The 17,506-nt window shown below is 67.3% G+C and carries 15 protein-coding genes; 4 read left to right on the top strand and 11 right to left on the bottom strand.

The features are described from left to right. The gene (gene cioA / locus ACYAF3_RS16600) at positions 1–1,467 is read right to left on the bottom strand and encodes a cyanide-insensitive cytochrome bd quinol oxidase subunit I (RefSeq protein ID WP_003103027.1); all 1,467 of its coding nucleotides are present in this window, start codon (positions 1,465–1,467) and stop codon (positions 1–3) included. 437 nt (positions 1,468–1,904) lie between these two features. Between cioA and ACYAF3_RS16595 the strand changes: the two genes are divergently transcribed. From ACYAF3_RS16595 to betT, 3 genes are all read left to right on the top strand, one after another. Next, positions 1,905–2,684 carry a MetQ/NlpA family ABC transporter substrate-binding protein gene (locus tag ACYAF3_RS16595; RefSeq protein WP_003118275.1) on the top strand — a complete coding sequence of 260 codons (780 nt, stop codon included), beginning with the start codon at positions 1,905–1,907 and terminating at the stop codon, positions 2,682–2,684. Positions 2,685–2,858: 174 nt separating this feature from the next. After that, the gene (locus ACYAF3_RS16590) at positions 2,859–3,833 is read left to right on the top strand and encodes a sigma 54-interacting transcriptional regulator (protein WP_003118274.1); all 975 of its coding nucleotides are present in this window, start codon (positions 2,859–2,861) and stop codon (positions 3,831–3,833) included. A gap of 189 nt (positions 3,834–4,022) precedes the next feature. Further along, positions 4,023–5,984, top strand: coding sequence for a choline BCCT transporter BetT (gene betT / locus ACYAF3_RS16585; protein ID WP_016852485.1), 1,962 nt, complete (start codon positions 4,023–4,025; stop codon positions 5,982–5,984). Between the two features lie 107 nt (positions 5,985–6,091). Here betT and ACYAF3_RS16580 read toward each other — a convergent pair whose 3' ends face one another. From ACYAF3_RS16580 to ACYAF3_RS16555, 6 genes are all read right to left on the bottom strand, one after another. Beyond that, a complete protein-coding gene (locus tag ACYAF3_RS16580) occupies positions 6,092–8,128 on the bottom strand; it encodes an OPT family oligopeptide transporter (RefSeq protein ID WP_003114310.1) in 2,037 nt (678 codons plus the stop codon). Positions 8,129–8,290: 162 nt separating this feature from the next. Beyond that, positions 8,291–9,124, bottom strand: coding sequence for a taurine dioxygenase (gene tauD / locus ACYAF3_RS16575; protein ID WP_003114311.1), 834 nt, complete (start codon positions 9,122–9,124; stop codon positions 8,291–8,293). Between the two features lie 106 nt (positions 9,125–9,230). Next, the gene (locus ACYAF3_RS16570; protein ID WP_003114312.1) at positions 9,231–10,049 is read right to left on the bottom strand and encodes an ABC transporter permease subunit; all 819 of its coding nucleotides are present in this window, start codon (positions 10,047–10,049) and stop codon (positions 9,231–9,233) included. Continuing rightward, positions 10,039–10,830, bottom strand: a complete 792-nt coding sequence (locus ACYAF3_RS16565) for a taurine ABC transporter ATP-binding protein (RefSeq protein ID WP_004351571.1) — start codon at positions 10,828–10,830, stop codon at positions 10,039–10,041. Before ACYAF3_RS16565 ends, ACYAF3_RS16570 begins: the two co-directional genes overlap by 11 nt. 64 nt (positions 10,831–10,894) lie before the next feature. After that, positions 10,895–11,908, bottom strand: coding sequence for a taurine ABC transporter substrate-binding protein (gene tauA, locus ACYAF3_RS16560; protein WP_003114314.1), 1,014 nt, complete (start codon positions 11,906–11,908; stop codon positions 10,895–10,897). Positions 11,909–12,112: 204 nt separating this feature from the next. Further along, a complete protein-coding gene (locus ACYAF3_RS16555; protein WP_105579079.1) occupies positions 12,113–13,033 on the bottom strand; it encodes an acyl-CoA dehydrogenase family protein in 921 nt (306 codons plus the stop codon). Positions 13,034–13,402: 369 nt separating this feature from the next. On the opposite strand from ACYAF3_RS16555, the gene ACYAF3_RS16550 reads away from it, so the two are divergent. Further along, entirely contained in the window at positions 13,403–13,684 is a 282-nt protein-coding gene (locus ACYAF3_RS16550; RefSeq protein WP_003093079.1) for an HU family DNA-binding protein, read from the top strand. A gap of 123 nt (positions 13,685–13,807) precedes the next feature. Here ACYAF3_RS16550 and ACYAF3_RS16545 read toward each other — a convergent pair whose 3' ends face one another. From ACYAF3_RS16545 to ACYAF3_RS16530, 4 genes are read right to left on the bottom strand one after another with little or no spacing between them, the layout of a single operon-like run. Continuing rightward, a complete protein-coding gene (locus ACYAF3_RS16545) occupies positions 13,808–14,404 on the bottom strand; it encodes an HAD family hydrolase (protein WP_003107576.1) in 597 nt (198 codons plus the stop codon). After that, complete coding sequence (gene tesB, locus ACYAF3_RS16540) at positions 14,401–15,270, bottom strand: acyl-CoA thioesterase II (RefSeq protein WP_003093084.1); 870 nt, start codon at positions 15,268–15,270, stop codon at positions 14,401–14,403. Before tesB ends, ACYAF3_RS16545 begins: the two co-directional genes overlap by 4 nt. A gap of 33 nt (positions 15,271–15,303) precedes the next feature. Then, positions 15,304–16,899 carry a SagB/ThcOx family dehydrogenase gene (locus tag ACYAF3_RS16535; protein WP_043097450.1) on the bottom strand — a complete coding sequence of 532 codons (1,596 nt, stop codon included), beginning with the start codon at positions 16,897–16,899 and terminating at the stop codon, positions 15,304–15,306. A gap of 2 nt (positions 16,900–16,901) precedes the next feature. After that, positions 16,902–17,480 (bottom strand): GNAT family N-acetyltransferase, encoded by a 579-nt coding sequence (locus tag ACYAF3_RS16530; protein ID WP_003106018.1) that lies wholly within the window; start codon positions 17,478–17,480, stop codon positions 16,902–16,904. Between the last annotated feature and the right edge of the window lie 26 nt (positions 17,481–17,506).

The following is a 17,506-nucleotide window of genomic DNA, read 5'->3' as shown; positions in this document are numbered from 1 at the left end:
TCAGTTCCTCTTGTCCTGGTCGCGGTCGGCCGCTTGCGCGTGGCCGTCGTGCTCTTCGTCGAAACCTTCGCCGGCGGCCGACAACGGCCGTGCCGGCGTGCGCTTCTGCCCGGCGCCTCCCGGGTTGGTCTCGCGTCCCTCATGGGTGACCGGGCCCTTGCGCACCAGGCGCATCATGTAGCCGATACCGACGCCGAACAGCGAGAAGTACACCACCACGAAGGTCAGCAGGGTCAGGCTCATCTGCGTCACGCTCTGCGCCGAGGAGGCGTCGGCGGTGCGCATCAGTCCGTAGACCACCCAGGGCTGGCGGCCCATCTCGGTGGTGAACCAGCCGGCGAGGATCGCGATCAGGCCGGACGGTCCCATCAGCAGGGTCAGGCGCAGGAAGGCCTTCGAGTTGAACAGCTTGTCCTGGCCGCGCCAGCGCAGCCACAGGCTCCAGACGCCGACCAGGATCATCAGCATGCCGAGGCCGGCCATGATCCGGAACGACCAGAACACCACGGTGGAGTTCGGCCGGTCTTCCGGCGGGAAGTCCTTCAGCGCCGGGATCGGCTCGGTCAGGCTGTGCTTGAGGATCAGGCTGCCGAGCACCGGGATCTCCACCTTGAAGCGGGTTTCCTCGCGCTGCATGTCCGGCCAGCCGAACAGGATCAGCGGGGTCGGCTCGCCGCTGCTGTTGTCCCAGTGGCCTTCCATCGCGGCGATCTTCGCCGGCTGGTGCTCCAGGGTATTGAGGCCATGGGCGTCGCCGATCAGCGCCTGTACCGGGGCGACGATCAGCGCCATCCACATGGCCATCGAGAGCATCTTGCGGATCGCCGGGTTGTCGCGCCCGCGCAGCAGGTGCCAGGCGGCCGAGGCGCCGACGAAGAAGGCGGTGGCGAGGAACGCGGCGACCGACATGTGCAGCAGGCGGTAGGGGAACGACGGGTTGAAGATCACCGCCAGCCAGTCCACCGGGATCACCCGGCCGTCGACGATCTCGAAACCCTGCGGGGTCTGCATCCAGCTGTTGGAAGCGAGGATCCAGAACGTCGAGATCAGCGTGCCGATCGCCACCATCACCGTGGCGAAGAAATGCAGGCCCGGTCCCACGCGGTTCCAGCCGAACAGCATGACCCCGAGGAAACCGGCCTCGAGGAAGAACGCGGTGAGCACCTCGTAGGTCAGCAGCGGACCGGTGATGGACCCGGCGAAGTCGGAGAAATGGCTCCAGTTGGTGCCGAACTGGTACGCCATGACCAGCCCGGACACCACGCCCATGCCGAAGTTGACCGCGAAAATCTTCGACCAGAAATGATAGAGGTCGCGGTAGACCTCTTCGTTCGTTTTCAGCCAGAGGCCTTCCAGTACGGCCAGGTAGCTGGCCAACCCGATGGTGATCGCCGGGAAGATGATGTGGAAGGACACGGTGAACGCGAACTGGATGCGGGCAAGGTCGATAGCCTCCAATCCGAACATGGCAACTCCTCTTCAGGTTCTCGGCCCTTCCGGCTTACGTGCGGATTCGGCCGTGCTTCCTCACGCGCAACGCTACGCAAGGTTTTGGAACACATCCTTCAGCTATCGTTCTTGTCATTGGAAAGCGACCGCAGCCCTGGATGGCAGGAATGCGGGAAGGGTCGCAAGCAGATTCCCGGACCGCCCGCCTTGATGCAGAGCAATTCGGTACGAAAATCTTACCCGTTAGCCTAGACCGTCCTGCTGTGGTCGGTTGTCGCGAGACAAATTGCCTCAGCTCTCTCATATTCATTAATAGAATATAAAAATAAACAAATAATATTTTTATGGAATAAAAAGAGTCGCTACTCTCCCCTTCAAGCCGCCCCTCGCGTGTTGGCGCCCCTCCTTCACCGCCCTGAACGCAGCGGCGGACATCGCCCTACAAGGATCGAAGAATGAAAAAACTGCTCCTGCTGACTGCCCTGGCCTCCGTCATCAGCGTTTCCGCCAACGCAGCGGAAAAGCTCCTCGTCGCCGCCACGCCGATCCCCCACGCGGAAATCCTCGAGCTGATCAAGCCGACCCTGGCGAAGGAAGGCGTCGACCTGCAGATCAAGGTGTTCACCGACTACGTGCAGCCCAACGTGCAGGTCGCCGAGAAGCGCCTGGACGCCAACTACTTCCAGACCCTGCCGTACCTGGAGAACTTCAACAAAGGCAAGGGCACCAACCTGGTCACCGTGGTCGGCGTACACGTCGAGCCCTTCGGTGGTTATTCGAGGAAATACAAGTCGCTGGCCGAGTTGCCCGACGGCGCCACCGTCGCCATTCCCAACGAAGGCAGCAACAGCGGGCGCGCCCTGCTGCTGTTGCAGAAGGCCGGCCTGCTCAAGTTGAAGGATCCGAACAACGCCCTGGCCACGCCCAAGGACATCGCCGAGAACCCGAAGAACCTGAAATTCAAGGAACTCGAATCGGCCCTGTTGCCGCGCGTGCTGGACCAGGTCGACCTGGACCTGATCAACACCAACTACGCGCTGGAGGCCAAGCTCAACCCGGCCAAGGACGCGCTGGTCCTGGAAGACCGCGACTCGCCCTATGTGAACTACCTGGTGGCGCGTCCGGACAACAAGGACAGCGACGCCCTGAAGAAGCTTTCCGCCGCGCTGACCAGCCCGGAAGTGAAAGCCTTCATCGAGAAGAAATATGCCGGCGCGGTGGTCCCGGCCTTCTGACCCCAGCCCGTCCCGACTCCCACGCTGGGCGCCGTTGCAGCGCCCCTTGTTCACGCCGGTGTCGCATGGCTTGCACCGGCGTTTCTTTTTCCGCAACGGCCCCCGCCCGCAGCCGTTCCGGCCGTCGTCACGGCGCAGGCGCTGGAGGCGCCCCGTGCCGCCAAGGAGTTACCCATGAGCGAGAAACCACGCCCCGCGCCGCTGACCTTCCCCGACGCCGACCGCAGTCCGCTGAGCATCCGCGCCAAGGCCCTGGTGTTCTTCGACCCACGCTCGCACCGGGTCCGCGAAGAACTCGAGCGCCTCGCGCCACAGGGCCAGCCGGTGCTGATCGAAGGCGAGACCGGCACCGGCAAGGAGCTGCTCGCCAGGCAGATCCACCGCCACAGCGAACGCGCCGGTCTGTTCGTTGCGGTCAGTTGCAGCGCCCTCAGTCGCAACCATGCCGAAGCCGAGCTGTTCGGCTACGCTCCCGGCGCCCATAACGGCCCGGTCGGCAGCCGCGCCGGCTGGTTCGGTTCGGCCAATGGCGGCACCCTGTACCTGGACGAGATCGCCGACCTGCCGCTGACGCTGCAGGCCAGGCTGCTACAGACGCTGGAGGAACGCGAGGTGCTGCGGGTCGGTGCGCAGCAGCCGATTCCCCATGACGTGCGCCTGGTCACCGCCACCAGCGTCGACCTGGACCAGGCGGTGCGCGCCGGCAAGTTCCTGGCCGGCCTGCAGCAGTACCTGCACGACGGCCGCCTGAGCCTGCCGCCATTGCGCGAACGTCCGGGAGACATCCTGCCGCTGGCGGAATACTTCGTCGGCGTCTATGCCCAGCGCCTGGACCTGCCGGTGCCGGCCATCGGCGTGGAAACCCAGCGGATCCTCGAGAGCTATCCCTGGCCAGGCAACATCCGCGAGCTGGAAAACGTCGTCCACTTCGCCCTGCTGGTCAGCGACAAGGAAGAAATCCTGCCGCAGCATCTGAATTTTGGCGGGGCAACGCCAGACCCATCGCTGGCCGGTCTGCGGCGCCTGCTCGGCCAAGCCGGAGCGCCGTCGCTGGAGCAGATACAGGCCCTGCTCCTGCAACTGGCCACCGAGCAGGCAGGCGGCGACGAGGAGGCGGGAAGGCGGCGCCTGGGACTGGCGGCGAACTGAAGGAATCCTTCGGCGAACGTGCGGGAAAAGCGCGGCGCCGAAGGCTTCCATACGTCCGAAGGATTGGCTCCCGGGCCCTTGATCGTGTTTATATTGAACGCTTGATCAAATTAAGGACGAGGAGACCAGCCTGTTTTGACTGACGCACAATCGCCCTCCGCCACCCCCTCCACCCCCACGCCCATCCGCATGAATCCCCCGGTGTTCTACGGTGCGGCGATCCTGATCCTGCTGTTCGCCGCAGTGGTCATCGGCTTCCCCCAGCGCGCCGGCGAATGGCTGCTGGCCGCGCAGACCTGGGCCTCGCAGACCGTCGGCTGGTACTACCTGCTGGCGATGACGCTGTACCTGATCTTCGTGGTGGTCACCGCGCTTTCCGGCTACGGCAAGATCAAGCTCGGTGCCGACCACGACGAGCCGGAATTCAGCTACCTGTCCTGGGCCGGCATGCTGTTCGCCGCCGGCATCAGCATCACCCTGTTCTTCTTCTGCGTATCCGAACCGCTGACCCACTTCCTCCAGCCGCCGCAAGGCGAGGCCGGTACCCAGGAAGCCGCGCGGCAGGCCATGGAACTGCTGTTCCTGCACTGGGGCCTGCACGGCTGGGGCGTATTCGCCCTGGTGGCGATGGCGCTGGCCTACTTCGCCTACCGCCACAACCTGCCGCTGGCCCTGCGTTCGGCGCTCTACCCGTTGATCGGCAAGCGTATCAACGGGCCGATCGGCTACACGGTGGACTGCTTCGGCATCATCGCCACGGTGTTCGGCCTCGGCGCCGACATGGGCTTCGGCGTGCTCCAGCTCAATTCCGGGCTGGACTACCTGTACGCCATACCGCATACCCATGCGGTGCAGATGGTGCTCATCGTGCTGATGATGGGCGCGGCGATCTCGGTGGCGGTCTCCGGGGTCGACAAGGGCATCCGCATCCTCTCCGACATCAACATGCTGCTGGCTTGCAGCCTGTTGCTGTTCGTGCTGTTCGCCGGTCCGACCCAGCACCTGCTCAACACCCTGGTGCAGAACGTCGGCGACTACCTCGGCCACCTGCCGGGCAAGAGCTTCGACCTCTACGCCTACGGCGGCCCCAGCGACTGGCTGGGCTCGTGGACGGTGTTCTACTGGGCCTGGTGGATCGCCTGGGCGCCCTTCGTCGGCCTGTTCATCGCGCGCATCTCGCGCGGCCGGACGATCCGCGAATTCGTCTTCGGCGTGCTGTTCATCCCGCTCGGCTTCACCCTGGCGTGGATGTCGATCTTCGGCAACAGCGCCCTGGAGCAGGCCCTCGGCGGCGCCAGCGAACTCGGCCGGGTGGCCATCGAGCAGCCGTCGATGGCCCTCTACCAGATGCTCCAGAACTACCCCTGGAGCCGCGCGGTGATCACCGTCACGGTGCTGGTCAGCTTCGTCTTCTTCGTCACCTCGGCGGACTCCGGCACCGTGGTCCTCTCCACCCTCTCCGCCCACGGCGGCAGCGCCGACGACGACGGGCCGAAGTGGCTGCGGGTGTTCTGGGGCTCGGTCACCGCGCTGGTCACCGGCGGGCTGCTGTTCGCCGGCAGCATCGACGCGCTGAAGTCGGCGGTGGTGCTGACCTCCCTGCCCTTCTCGCTGATCCTGCTATTGATGATGTGGGGCCTGCACAAGGCCTTCTACATGGAGTCGCAGCGCCAGCGGGCGCGGAGCCACTCCCTGGCGCCGCTGATGAGCGGCAACGGCAAGCGCTCCGGCGGCTGGAAGCGACGCCTGTCGCAGGCCGTGCACTTCCCCTCGCGGGACGAGGTGTACCGCTTCATGAACGACGTGGTGCGCCCGGCGATCAGCGAGGTTTCCGAGGTGTTCCGCGAGAAGGGCCTGGCGGTGGACGCCCAGCTCGATCCGGGCAACGCCTCGCTGAGCCTGGAGATCGGTCATGGCGAGCAGCATCGGTTCCTCTACCAGGTGCTGATGCGCGGCTACTTCACGCCGTCCTTCGCGCGTGCCGGCATGGGCGGCCTGCACCTGAAGAATCGCCGCTACTTCCGTGCCGAGGTGCATCTCGCCGAAGGTAGCCAGGACTACGATCTGATGGGCTACACCAAGGAGCAGATCATCAACGACATGCTCGACCAGTACGAGCGGCACCTGCAGTTCCTGCACCTGGTGCGTTGAGCGCAGGAAAAGGGGGCGCGCAGGGCGCCCCTTCCCTCATCCTCCGTCCCTGACCGCGGGGAATGACGCTAGCGGCAACATCCCATCCCCGTGCAGCTGCGAATCCCTCAGCGCGCCAGCACTCGCCGGTAGAACAGCACGCAGATCGCGACGAATACCACCAGTCCCAGCCACTGGGCGATGCCCGCGAAGCCGGCGCCGGCCAGCGCCAGCGGCGCGTCCTCGCCGGTGGCGCCGATCACCCCGGCGAGCAGGATGCCCATCAGGCTCTCGCCGACGATCAGCCCCGAAGCCAGCAGCACGCCGCGTCGCTTCGGCTCTTCGGCATAAGCCTCTTCGTCGACCCCGGCCGCCGCCGCACGCTTCTTCAGGGCATTTTCCAGCAGCCAGGAAATCAGCGCACCGACCACCAGGGTCATGCCGATGGTCGGCGGCAGGTAGATCCCCAGGCCCACCGCCAGCACCGGCAGGCAGGCCTTGCCGGTACGGCGCAGGAGCAGGTCGACGAGGATCAGGGCGATGCCCAGGGCGACGCCGATGAGGATCATGTTCCAGTTCAGCGCGTCGTGGAAAATCCCGCTGGCGATCGCCGTCATCAGGGTCGCCTGCGGCGCGGCCAGGGCCTGGCCGGGGTCCATTCCCTCGCGCGGCAGGGCCCCGGTGAAGCCGTAGGCGCTGTAGAGCAGTTCCAGCACCGGGGGGATCACCAGCGCGCCGACGATGCAGCCGACGATCAGCGCGACCTGCTGGCGCCAGGGCGTGGCGCCGACCAGGTAGCCGGTCTTGAGGTCCTGCAGGTTGTCGTTGGAGATCGCCGCGATGGCCAGCACCACCGAGGTGGTAAACAGCGCCAGGGCGATCGCCAGCTTGCCGTTCTGGCGGTCCAGCAGGCCGCCCTCGATGCTGCCGAAGCCGAGTATCAGCAACGACACCAGGATGACCGCGATGATTCCGATCCCCGAGATCGGACTGCTCGACGAACCGACCAGGCCGGCCATGTAGCCGCAGGCGGCGGCGATCAGGAAGCCGAAGAAGAAGGCGAACACCACGCATACCGCCACCAGGCTCCAGAACTGCGGGCTGGCCATGTCCGGCGCGGCGGCACCGAGGAAGTGGCTGAAGACCACGAACAGCGAGACCAGCAGTATCCCGGCGATCAGCAGGATCCACTTGGCCGGCATGTCCAGCTCGGTGCGCAGGCTGTTCGCCTGGCTATTGCCGCGCACTGCCCCGAGGGAGGCCCAGACGCCCCGTACCATCGGCTTGAACAGGGTCGCCAGGGTCCACAGCGCGGCCACGCCGATGGTGCCGGCGCCGAGGAAGCGCACCTGCGAACTCCACAGTTGGGTGGCCAGGTCCGACAGGCTCTGGCCGTCGGCCGGCACGCTGTTGACGGTCAGCAGCGGCACCGCGACGCCCCAGGAGATCACCACGCCGATGAGGATCGCGATGCCGGCGGTGATGCCCATCAGGTAGCCGGCACCGACCAGCGCCAGGGAAAAACCGGTGGAAAGGCGGAACGCCGCCTGCCCGGCACTGAGCCAGACGCTGAAGCCTTCGGCGAGAACCTTGAAGCCGCTGCTCCAGAGGCTGAACAGCGCCGCCACCAGGCCGCCGCCGAGGATGTCGTAGAGCCCCGGCGCGTTACCGGCGGCACGCGGCGCGCGGGCGTCTTCCTCGTCCTCGGCGCCGTCGCTGCCGACCCGGAGGATTTCCGCCGCCGCCACCCCTTCCGGATACGGCAGTTCGCTCTGCACCACCATCACCCGGCGCAGCGGAATGGTATAGAGCACCCCGAGAATGCCGCCGATGGAGCAGATCGCCGCGGTCTGCCAGAACGGGAAGCCACTCCAGTAGCCGATCATCAGCAGGCCGGGAAGGATGAAGATGATCGAGGACAGAGTGCCGGCCGCCGAGGCCTGGGTCTGCACCATGTTGTTCTCGAGGATGTTGGCGCCGGAGAAGTAGCGCAGGACGGCCATCGAGATCACCGCCGCCGGGATCGACGAGGCGAAGGTCAGGCCGACCTTCAGACCAAGGTAGACGTTGGAGGCGGTGAAGACCACGGTGATCAGCGCACCGAGGATCAGGCCACGCAGGGTGAGCTCTGGCAGGGTCAGCTCATCCGGGATGCGTTCTTGCATGGATGAAAACTCTCGAAACAATTGGACCCGCCAAGCTTAGGCGAGAGCGGCACGCCGGGACACGACAGCGAATGTCGCAGAGGCGACCTTTTCGAGAGCAAAAGCTGGCGGAACGGACAGTTGCCGGCGCGGGCCGCCGGAGGAAGCCCGCGCGCGGCGTCGTCAGAAGGGCTTGTCGCCGAGGATGGTGGCGCGATGCATGACCCGCCGCTGTGGCCGGTAATCGTCCACCGCGTAGTGCTGCGTCACGCGGTTGTCCCAGAACGCCACGTCGTTTTCCTGCCAGCGCCAGCGCACGGTGAATTCAGGTCGCGTGGCATGGGCGAAGAGGAACTTCAGCAGCGCATCGCTCTCGGCCGGCTCCAGTTCGTTGATGCGGGTGGTGAAGCCATCGCTGACGAACAGGCCCTTGCGCCCGGTGACCGGATGGGTGCGCACCACCGGATGCGAGCGCGGCGGATTCTTCAGGCGGGCCTCCTCCAGGCGCGCCAGGTCGGCCTCGGTGACGCCGAAGCGCTCGCGGGGGAAGGACTTGCCGATGTCGTGGGTCGCCGTGAGGCCGTCCAGCAGACGCCGCAGCGGCGCCGACAGCGCCTCGTAGGCCGCCGTGCTGCTCGCCCAGAGGGTGTCGCCGCCGTACGGCGGCAATTGCTTGGCGGCGAGCACGGCTCCCAGCGCCGGGGTCTCGAGGAAGGTCACGTCGGTGTGCCAGATGGCATTGTCGCGCACGTCGGTGACCGCGGTGTCGAGGACGATGACCTCCGGCTGCTCCGGCACGCTGGGGTAGATCGGATGGATGTGCAGGTCGCCGAAGCGGGCGGCGAAGCGCGCCTGGCTCCTGGGTTCCAGCGACTGGTCGCGGAAGAACAGCACCTGGTGTTCGAGCAGGGCCTGCTCGATGGCCCGCTGGCCGGTGTCGTCCAGCGGCGCGCCGAGGTCGATGCCGGAAACGATGGCGCCCAGGGCCGGGCTGATGGGTTGGATGGTCAGGCTCATGTCGTACTACTCGTCGGGCAGGTTGCGGGCGCGCCCTGCGCGCCCTCGCTCCGGCCTTCGCCGCGTGAGTGAAGGCCGGTTCGGAAATGACTCGGGACTCTCGCGCTCAACCCCAGGCGGCGAAGCGCCGCTGGACCCAGCGCAGCCCCAGTTCGAAGGCCAGGGCGATGGCGGCGATCAGCAGGATGCCGACCACCACCACGTCGGTGGCGAGGAATTGCGCGGCGGACTGGACCATGAAGCCGAGGCCTCGGTTGGCCGCGATCAGCTCGGCGGCGACCAGGGTCGACCAGCCGACGCCGAGGGCGATGCGCAGGCCGGTGAGGACCTCCGGCAAGGCACTCGGCAGGATCACGTAGCGCACCACCTGCCAGCGGCTGGCCCCCAGGCAGCGCACCGCCTGCACCCGCGATCGGTCTACGCGACGCACGCCGGCGGCGGTAGCGATCAGCAGCGGCGCGAACAGCGCCAGGTAGATCAGCAGCACCTTGCTCAGCTCGCCGATGCCGAACCAGATGACGATCAACGGCAGGTAGGCCAACGGCGGGATCGGCCGGTAGAACTCCACCAGCGGATCGAGGGCCGCTCCGGCCAAGGGATTGAGGCCCATCAGCACGCCCAGCGGGATCGCCGTCAGCACCGCCGCGCCGAGCGCCAGGAGCACCCGCAGCAGGCTGGTGCCGACGTGTTGCAGCAGGCTGGCATCGAGGTAGCCCTCCTGCCATAGCCGTTGCAGGGCTTCGAAGAGCTGTTCGGGCGCCGGCAGGAACAGCACGTCGACCCAGCCGAAACGGGTCGCCGCCCACCACAGCAGGGCCAGGGCCAGCACGCTGGCACCGGCGGCCCAGCGCCGACGGTCGCCGGGCAGACGGCGCTTGCGCGGGACAGGATTGGCAACGGCGAGTCCGAGGGTATCAGTGGGCATGTTCGGCCTCCGCGACATCGAGGAATTCGTCCAGCAACGCCTGGCGCAAACGGCCGAACTCGGGATCAGCCTTGATCGAACGCACCGTTTCGCCGGCGGCGTAACGCCGCGCGAAGTCCACCGGCAGGCGCTTGACGATGCGCGCCGGCGGGCCGTCCATCACCACCAGGTCGGTAGCCAGGAACAGGGCTTCGTCGACGCTGTGGGTGATCAGGAAGAGGCCCTTGCCGGTCTGCTTCCACAGGTCCAGCAGGAGCACCTGCATGCGCTCGCGGGTCAGCGCGTCGAGCGCGCCGAACGGCTCGTCGAGCAGCAGGAAGTCCGGCTCGACCGCCAGCGCGCGTGCCAGCCCGAGGCGTTGCCGCTGGCCGCCGGAGAGCTGGGCGACGGACTGCTCGGCGTACTCCTGGAGGCCCACCAGTTGCAGGACCTGGCGCGCCCGCGCGCTGCGCTCGGCCTTGCCCAGGCCACGGATGCGCAGGCCCAGGGCGACGTTTTCGAGGGCGTTGAGCCAGGGCATCAGGGCGTCGTCCTGGAACACCACGCCGCGCTCGCCGCCGGGCCCTTCGAGTGTCCGGCCGTCGATCTGCACGCGTCCCTGGTCCGGCTTCTGGAAACCGGCGAGGATGTTCAGCAGTGTCGACTTGCCGCAGCCCGAAGGACCCAGCACCACCAGCGACTCGCCCTTGGCCAGGCCCAGGCTGAGATCGCGGAGGATGGCGCGGCGCTGGCCGCGCTGTTCGAATGAGAGGCTGATCGCCTCGGCCGTCAGACGGCTCATGTGTTCTGCCCTCCGTAGGGTAAGAAAGCCTCCGCTCCGACAGGCCGGAGCGGAGGCGCGGAATTCAGCGCTGGCCGACCTGGACCTGCTCCGCCTGGCGCACGAAGTCGGCGCTGACGTAGGGCGAGTAGTCGCCGAGGACGGCCGGCACGCGCTTCTGTTCCTTGAGGAATTCGGCAGTGCCGGCGATAGCCTTGGCGGTGCCGCCGCCGAGCAGGTCGGCGGACAGTTGCGCCTGGCTTTCCGGGAAGGTCGAGCCGGCCAGCAGTTCGGGGACGTCCCTGGGATCGGCGCCGGTCAGCCGGGCGATCTTCTTCACCGGCTCGGAGTCGGCGGTCCATTCGGCCTTGTGCGCGTTGTAGTCGGCGAAGGAATCGAGGCTGACGCGGGCGAAGCGGGCGACGATTTCAGGATGCTTCTCGGCGAAGTCCTTGCGCGCCACCCACACCTCGAATGTCGGCGCACCCCACTGGCCGACTTCGGCGGCGTCGGTGAGGACCTTGCCGCTTTTCTTGATCTCGCCCAGCGCCGGCGACCAGACGAAGGCCCCGTCGATGTCGCCGCGACGCCAGGCGGCAGCGATCTCGGCCGGGTTGAGGTTGACGATCTTCACCTTGGACGGATCGATCTGCCAGTGCTTGAGGGCGCCGAGCAGGCTGTAGTGGGAGGTTGAAACGAACGGGGTAGCGATAGTCTTGCCGACCAGGTCCTCGGGTTTCCCGATCCCGCTTCCATTGCGCACCACCAGCGCCTCGGCGGCGTTGATCTGCGCGGAAACGATGAAGGCGACGATCGGCAGCTTCCGCGAGGTCGCCGCTGCCAGCGGGCTGGACCCGATGTTGCCGAGTTGCAGGTCTCCGGAGGCGAGCGCGGCGATCACTTCCGGACCGCTGTTGAAGCGGCGCCAGTCGATCTTCTCGCCGATGGCTTTCTCGTACAGGCCATCGGCCTGGGGCACCTTGGTCGGGTCGATGCCGGTCTGGTAGCCGACCGTGATGTCGGCGGCCTGGGCGGCGACGGAAAGGCTGGCAAAGGCCAGGGCTGCCACCAGGCGGTGCAGGGAATTCGGGCGTTTCATCGGGCGAACCTCGGAGGCAACGGTGCCGCGCTCCGGAGGAGAACGGACCAGGGACGGGCAATGGGTGGCGACAGCGAGTCCGGTGGTCCGGTGCGATGCAGATTACAGATATAAAAAACTCGATATAAATAATATTTTGGAATTAGTTTATGAGCGCGAATGCGCCTCCGGATGCCCTTCCGCCCTTGCTCCATGCCCCCGTCCCTACAGGGCCGCGCCCAGCAGACGGGCTTCCAGGGCCTGTCGGCGCAGGCAGGCGAGCAGCCCGGCGCGGGCCACCGCCTCCGCCTCGCTCGCCAGCAGCGACGCCGCCGCGCTTTCGCGGAATGTCAGCGCGCCGCCGCGGGCGAATGCCGCCTGGAAGGACTCCGCCGCCAGTTCGACAAGACGCAGCGCGAGGGCGAGGAGACGCGGCGCCTCTCCCTGCCCCGCCACGTCGCCCGGCACCCGCGCAGCCTGGCCCAGGTCGAGATTGGCCTGGGCCAATCGGGTCAAGCCTTCGCGCAGTTGCCCGCACGGGGTCGGCGGCAGGCCGGGCGGCACCAGGATGTCCTCGGGATGCAGCCGCAGCCGCTGGTAATGCAGTCGCTGCCCGGCGGGCAAGAACAGCCCCGAGCCATCGGCGAGGCCGGAGATGTCGATGCCTGCCCGCCCCGTTTCGGCGACAGCGATCAGGTGAGCGCGGGAGGGCGCGTGCCAGGCTGAGATCAGCAAGCGATCCACGTCTTCCACGGCGAAGCAATCGCTACCCCGTCCACCCACCAGGAAACCGCCCCGCCAGTGCTCCTGCGCTTCGGGCTGGGCGCGCCGCAGATCGACCGCCTCGCTCCACAGCCAGCGGCGCTCGACGCTGGCCGGCAACAGGCGGCGCTGCTGTTCAGGACTACCCAGCAGGCGAATGGAAGCGATCTGCAGATGATGCAGGGCCAGGCGCCGTGCCAGCTCGAGTTCCTGCTCGGCCAGGTGGCGGACGCCAGCGAAGATTTCCCCCCAGTCCCGCTCCATGCCGGCGAACACGCGCGGCACTGCCAGCGCCAGCAGTCCACTGTCGCGCAGGCTTGCCGCCCAACCGGCCATGGGTCGCGGTGTCCTGGGGGCGGGCGAGTGGAGCCGGGCTTCGCTCATGCGGCACCTCGAACGGGGAGCGAGGGCCAGGCGTTGGCGCGAGGTAAGCAGGCTCCGGTGATGGAAAGGGACGGGATGTCCTGCTTATAACCCTAATGGATGAAACCCTAACCTATAAATAACCAATAATCCTTAACTAAGAACCGGAGGCATGCGCCCCTGGCAGAACCATGAGGATGCGTCGGGCAACCGACGCCGGCATCATTCCGGACAGCCGCGAAAACCTCTGTAACGGCTCTGTCATGCGCGTCGTGCGAGGAAACAAATAAGCGGAGAAAAGGGAACCTTATTCGCGCCAAGCTGTTTAAAATCACGCCCGTTTCTGTGCGAGGCCCCTCGCGCAGTCTTTTACCAAGGAGCTACACCACCATGGCACTGACCAAAGACCAACTGATCCAGGACATCGCCGAAGCCATCGACGCGCAGAAGACCACCGTTCGCAGCGCGCTCGACCAGCTCGCCGAGATCGTCAAGGACGCCCTGGAGAACGATGGCGAAATCACCCTGCCGGGTATCGGCAAGCTGAAGGTCTCCGAGCGTCCCGCGCGCACCGGCCGCAACCCGCAGACCGGCAAGGCGATCGAGATCGCTGCCAAGCGTGTAGCCAAGTTCGTTCCGGCCAAGGCACTGACCGACGCGATCAACGGCTGATAACGGCCGCCGCATCCCGCACGGATGCGCAGGAAAAAAGCGCAGGAGCCTGGCTTCCTGCGCTTTTTTCGTTTTCGGGGAGCCGCTGGCGCTGCCGCCCTCGAGGTTTTCCGCCGGATATTCCTACGGCGTTTGCAGTTGCTCGAGCAACGCATGGCAATCGGCAGCGTGCCAGTCGGCCAGCTCCGGCCAGGGGTTTTCCGGCAGGTTGACCAGCACCGTGCGACTACCCGCGGCGCGTCCGCAGTCGAGGTCGAAACGGTAGTCGCCGACCATCACCAGCTCCGCCGGCGTCACGTTCCAGCGTCGGGCGATGCGCAGCAAGCCATCAGGGTCCGGCTTGGGCCGCGCCTCGCCGCGCCCGAGGATGTGCTCGGTGGGGAAGCAGCCGCCCAGGCCGATCGCTTCGAGGGTGATCAGCGCCAACTGGTGGTCGTTGCGGGTCAGGATGCCCAGGCGCACGCCGCGCCGCTGCAACTCGCGCACCAGTTCCAGTGCGCCCGGCGCCGGCCGCGCGGCCTCGGCCAGGGCGCGCTCGTGTTCGAGCAGCCAGGCGTGCTTGGCCGCCGCCTCGGCCTCGGGCAGGGCGGCGAGGTGCAGCAGGATGTCGTCCTGCTCGGGGATGTCCAGCGCTCGGCGGATCGCCGGGAAGTCGTGCACAGCCCGGGTCAGGGTGCCGTCCATGTCGAACACCCAGTGGCGGATGTCGGCCAGCCTCACGCCCAGTCCTCACGCTTGCGGATCAGGCCTTCCTGGCTCGACGAGGCGACCAGCTGGCCGCTCTGGTTGAAGATGCTGCCGCGCACGAAACCGCGTGCGTTGCCGGCCCAGGGGCTGTCGATGGCGTAGAGCAGCCACTCGTCCGCGCGCAGGTCGCGGTGGAACCACAGGGCGTGGTCGAGGCTGGCGACCTGCATGGTCTTCTGCCACACCGAAACGGCATGGGGCTGCATCGAGGTGGTAAGGAAGCCGAAGTCCGAGGCGTAGGCCAGCAGGTACTTGTGCAGCGCCGGGACGTCCGGCAGCTTGCCGTCGGCACGGAACCAGAGGTACTTCACCGGTTCGTCGGGCTGCGGGTCGTAGGGGTCGTGCTGGGTGACCGGACGAATCTCGATGGGCTTCGGATACAGCAGCTTGTCGCGGATGCGCTCGGGAATCCGCTCGGCGCGCTGGCGGGTCAGCTCCAGCTCCGAAGGCAGGTTATCCGGGCCAACCACCTCGGGCATCTCGATCTGGTGGTGGAAACCTTCCTCGTCGTACTGGAAGGAGCTGCTCAGGGTGAAGATCGGCTGGCCTTTCTGGATCGCGGTGACCCGGCGGGTGCTGAAGCTGCCGCCGTCGCGCACCCGGTCCACCTGGTACACCACCGGCATGCTGGCGTCGCCGGGACGCAGGAAGTAGCCGTGCATGGAGTGTACGTGGCGATCGTCCTCCACCGTCTGGCTGGCCGCCGACAGCGCCTGCCCCAGGACCTGGCCGCCATAGAGCTGGCGGAAGCCGAGATCCTGGCTCATGCCCCGGAACAGGTTCTCCTCGATGGGTTCCAGGCTCAGCAAAGCCACCAGGTTGTCCAGTATCTGGGTCATGGGGTGTTTCCTCGAATTCGGGCTGTCGACGGGCTAGTCGCGGCGCATGGCCGGGTACGCGGGCATGTTGCAAAGACGAGTGTCCCACACCGCGCGGCCGAGGGTGAAATGGTAGAGACTGGCCATGGACTCATCCGTTAGTCCAAGCAGCTCATGCACCAGGGGGTCGTAGTAGCAGCCGATACCCGTCCCAGACAGCCCGGCGGCCTCCGCCTCGAGGTAGAGCAACTGGCCGACCTGCCCGCATTCCCAGTACAGCCGCGGATAGCACCAGGGACCTTCTTCGAGCGCCGCGCCGAGATGGGCGAGCATGGCGAGCGCGACGCAGCCGTCGCCGGCGATGTCCTGCTGGCAGGAGAGATACGCCGACAGCGCGCGCGCATCGCCTTCCTGCAACAGGTACAGCGGCAACTCCGGATCGACGCGCTGCCAGAGGAAATCCTCGCGCATCGGCGGCCGCCGCAGGCCGCTGCGGTCCAGCCAGTACAACCCCGGCACCAGGCCCCGGACGCGATGGACGAACAGCAGCAGATCGACCCGCGCGGCCTCGCCGGTGACCGCGAAAGGCACCGGCGAGCGCTCCGGCAGCAGCCTGCGCAGCCAGGCCCGCAGCAGTTCGACATCGATGCCGGCGCGCCCGTCCATGCGCTGCGCGCTACGCCGCCGATGCAGCAGCGGTCGCAGCGGCAGGCCGGGGTTGTCGTTGCCGGGCTCGCCCGGTGCGACCCTCCACGGGCGTGCCGGCAGGCGCGGCGCCCGACATAGCCCATGTATCCGCTGCAACTCCGGCCAGTCCCGGTACTCCCGCGACAGCCGGTTCGGCGCGCCGGCCAACGGCAGGGCCGCCAGTCCTTCGCACAGGCGCGGCGAAAGGGAAGGCTCCTGCGTGAGCGCCGGCCCGATCCAGAACAGTGCGTCGACGCTCTCGCACTCGGCGAAGCCGTCCCGATCAAGGCCGAACAGGCCGTCCAGTGCGCTTTCGGCGACGCCGCGCAGCAGGCGCATCTCCCAGCCCTGGATCGCCGCGGCGATCGAGAGGCAGGCCAGCGCGTGGCCGAGGTCATGCTGGCAGTAGCGATAGGCTCGCTCACCGTATTTCCAGGCCTCGCGCCAGGGCACGCTGGTCAATGCCAGGAGGCAGCCGCCGGCCGGCAAGCAGTCATCCAGCAGCGAAGCCAGCGTTGCCGGCAGTTCGCCGCGCACCTCCAGGGCATGCTTGTCGGGACGGTAATGGGCGAGCAGCGGCGCCGGCTCCAGGGTACCGCCGGGAAGCAGCAGGTAGGCTTCGGTGGGATGCAGGTTGCCGCTCGACGGATTGACCCGCAGCGCCCAGCGAGTGCCGCCGGCCTCCTTCCAGGCCGACAGCGCCAATCCGTCGTAGAGCATCTGCGAGAGGCTGCGGCGATCGAGCCGAGAGGGCGCGGCCGCCGGCCCGGAAAACACCCCGTCGTAGGGTGGCGACTCCTCCAGCGGCCGATGCAGCAGTTCGATTTGCCGGCAGCCCCGGTACTGGCGGAACGGCGCCGGCTGGGTCGCCCAGTCCAGTCCGCCGGGACCGGGTGCGTAGCGCTCCGGGCGATGCATGCTGAGGCGATGGTAGGAGAGCACCTCGCCGCCGCCGTCGCCCATGTTCACCGCTCCGCCCAGCGGGCCGCGTCGACGCGATAGAGGATATGCCGGCGCATCGGGTGATCCGCTGCCAGGAGTGGGTGGTCGAAATCCTCGGCCGGATCGCGACGCATGCCCAGGCGCTCCATCAAGCCCCAGGAGCGGCGGTTGGGCGGCGTGGTGAAGGCCACCACCTCGGGCAGGCGCAGCCGCTCGAAGGCGAAGTCCAAGGCGGTTTCCGCCGCTTCGCGGGCGAGTCCACGCCCCCAGTAGGCGGGCGCCAGGCGCCAGCCGATCTCCACGGTCGGGGCGAAGTGCACGTCCATGGTCACGTCGAACAGGCCGGTGAATCCGATGAACGCCGCCTCGCCCGGTAGCTCCAGGGCCCAGGGCCCGTAGCCACGCTCGGCAAAATGCGCCTGGACGCGATCGACCAAGGCGTCGCTCTGCGCGCGGTCGAGCACACTGGGGAAGAATTCCATTACCTGCGGGTCGGCGCACATCTCGGCGAACGCCTCGCGGTCGCTGTCGCGCCAGGCGCGCAGCAGCAGGCGCGGGCCATGCAGTTCGGAAATGGCGGAAGGGGGAAGGTTCGCGTTCATGGGAGGCCTTTTCGGAAACGGCCGAC

Source organism: Pseudomonas sp. TZ252, assembly GCF_056110345.1.
The sequence above is the reverse complement of the archived record's forward strand: the minus strand, read 5'-3'. Positions and strand labels throughout refer to the sequence as shown.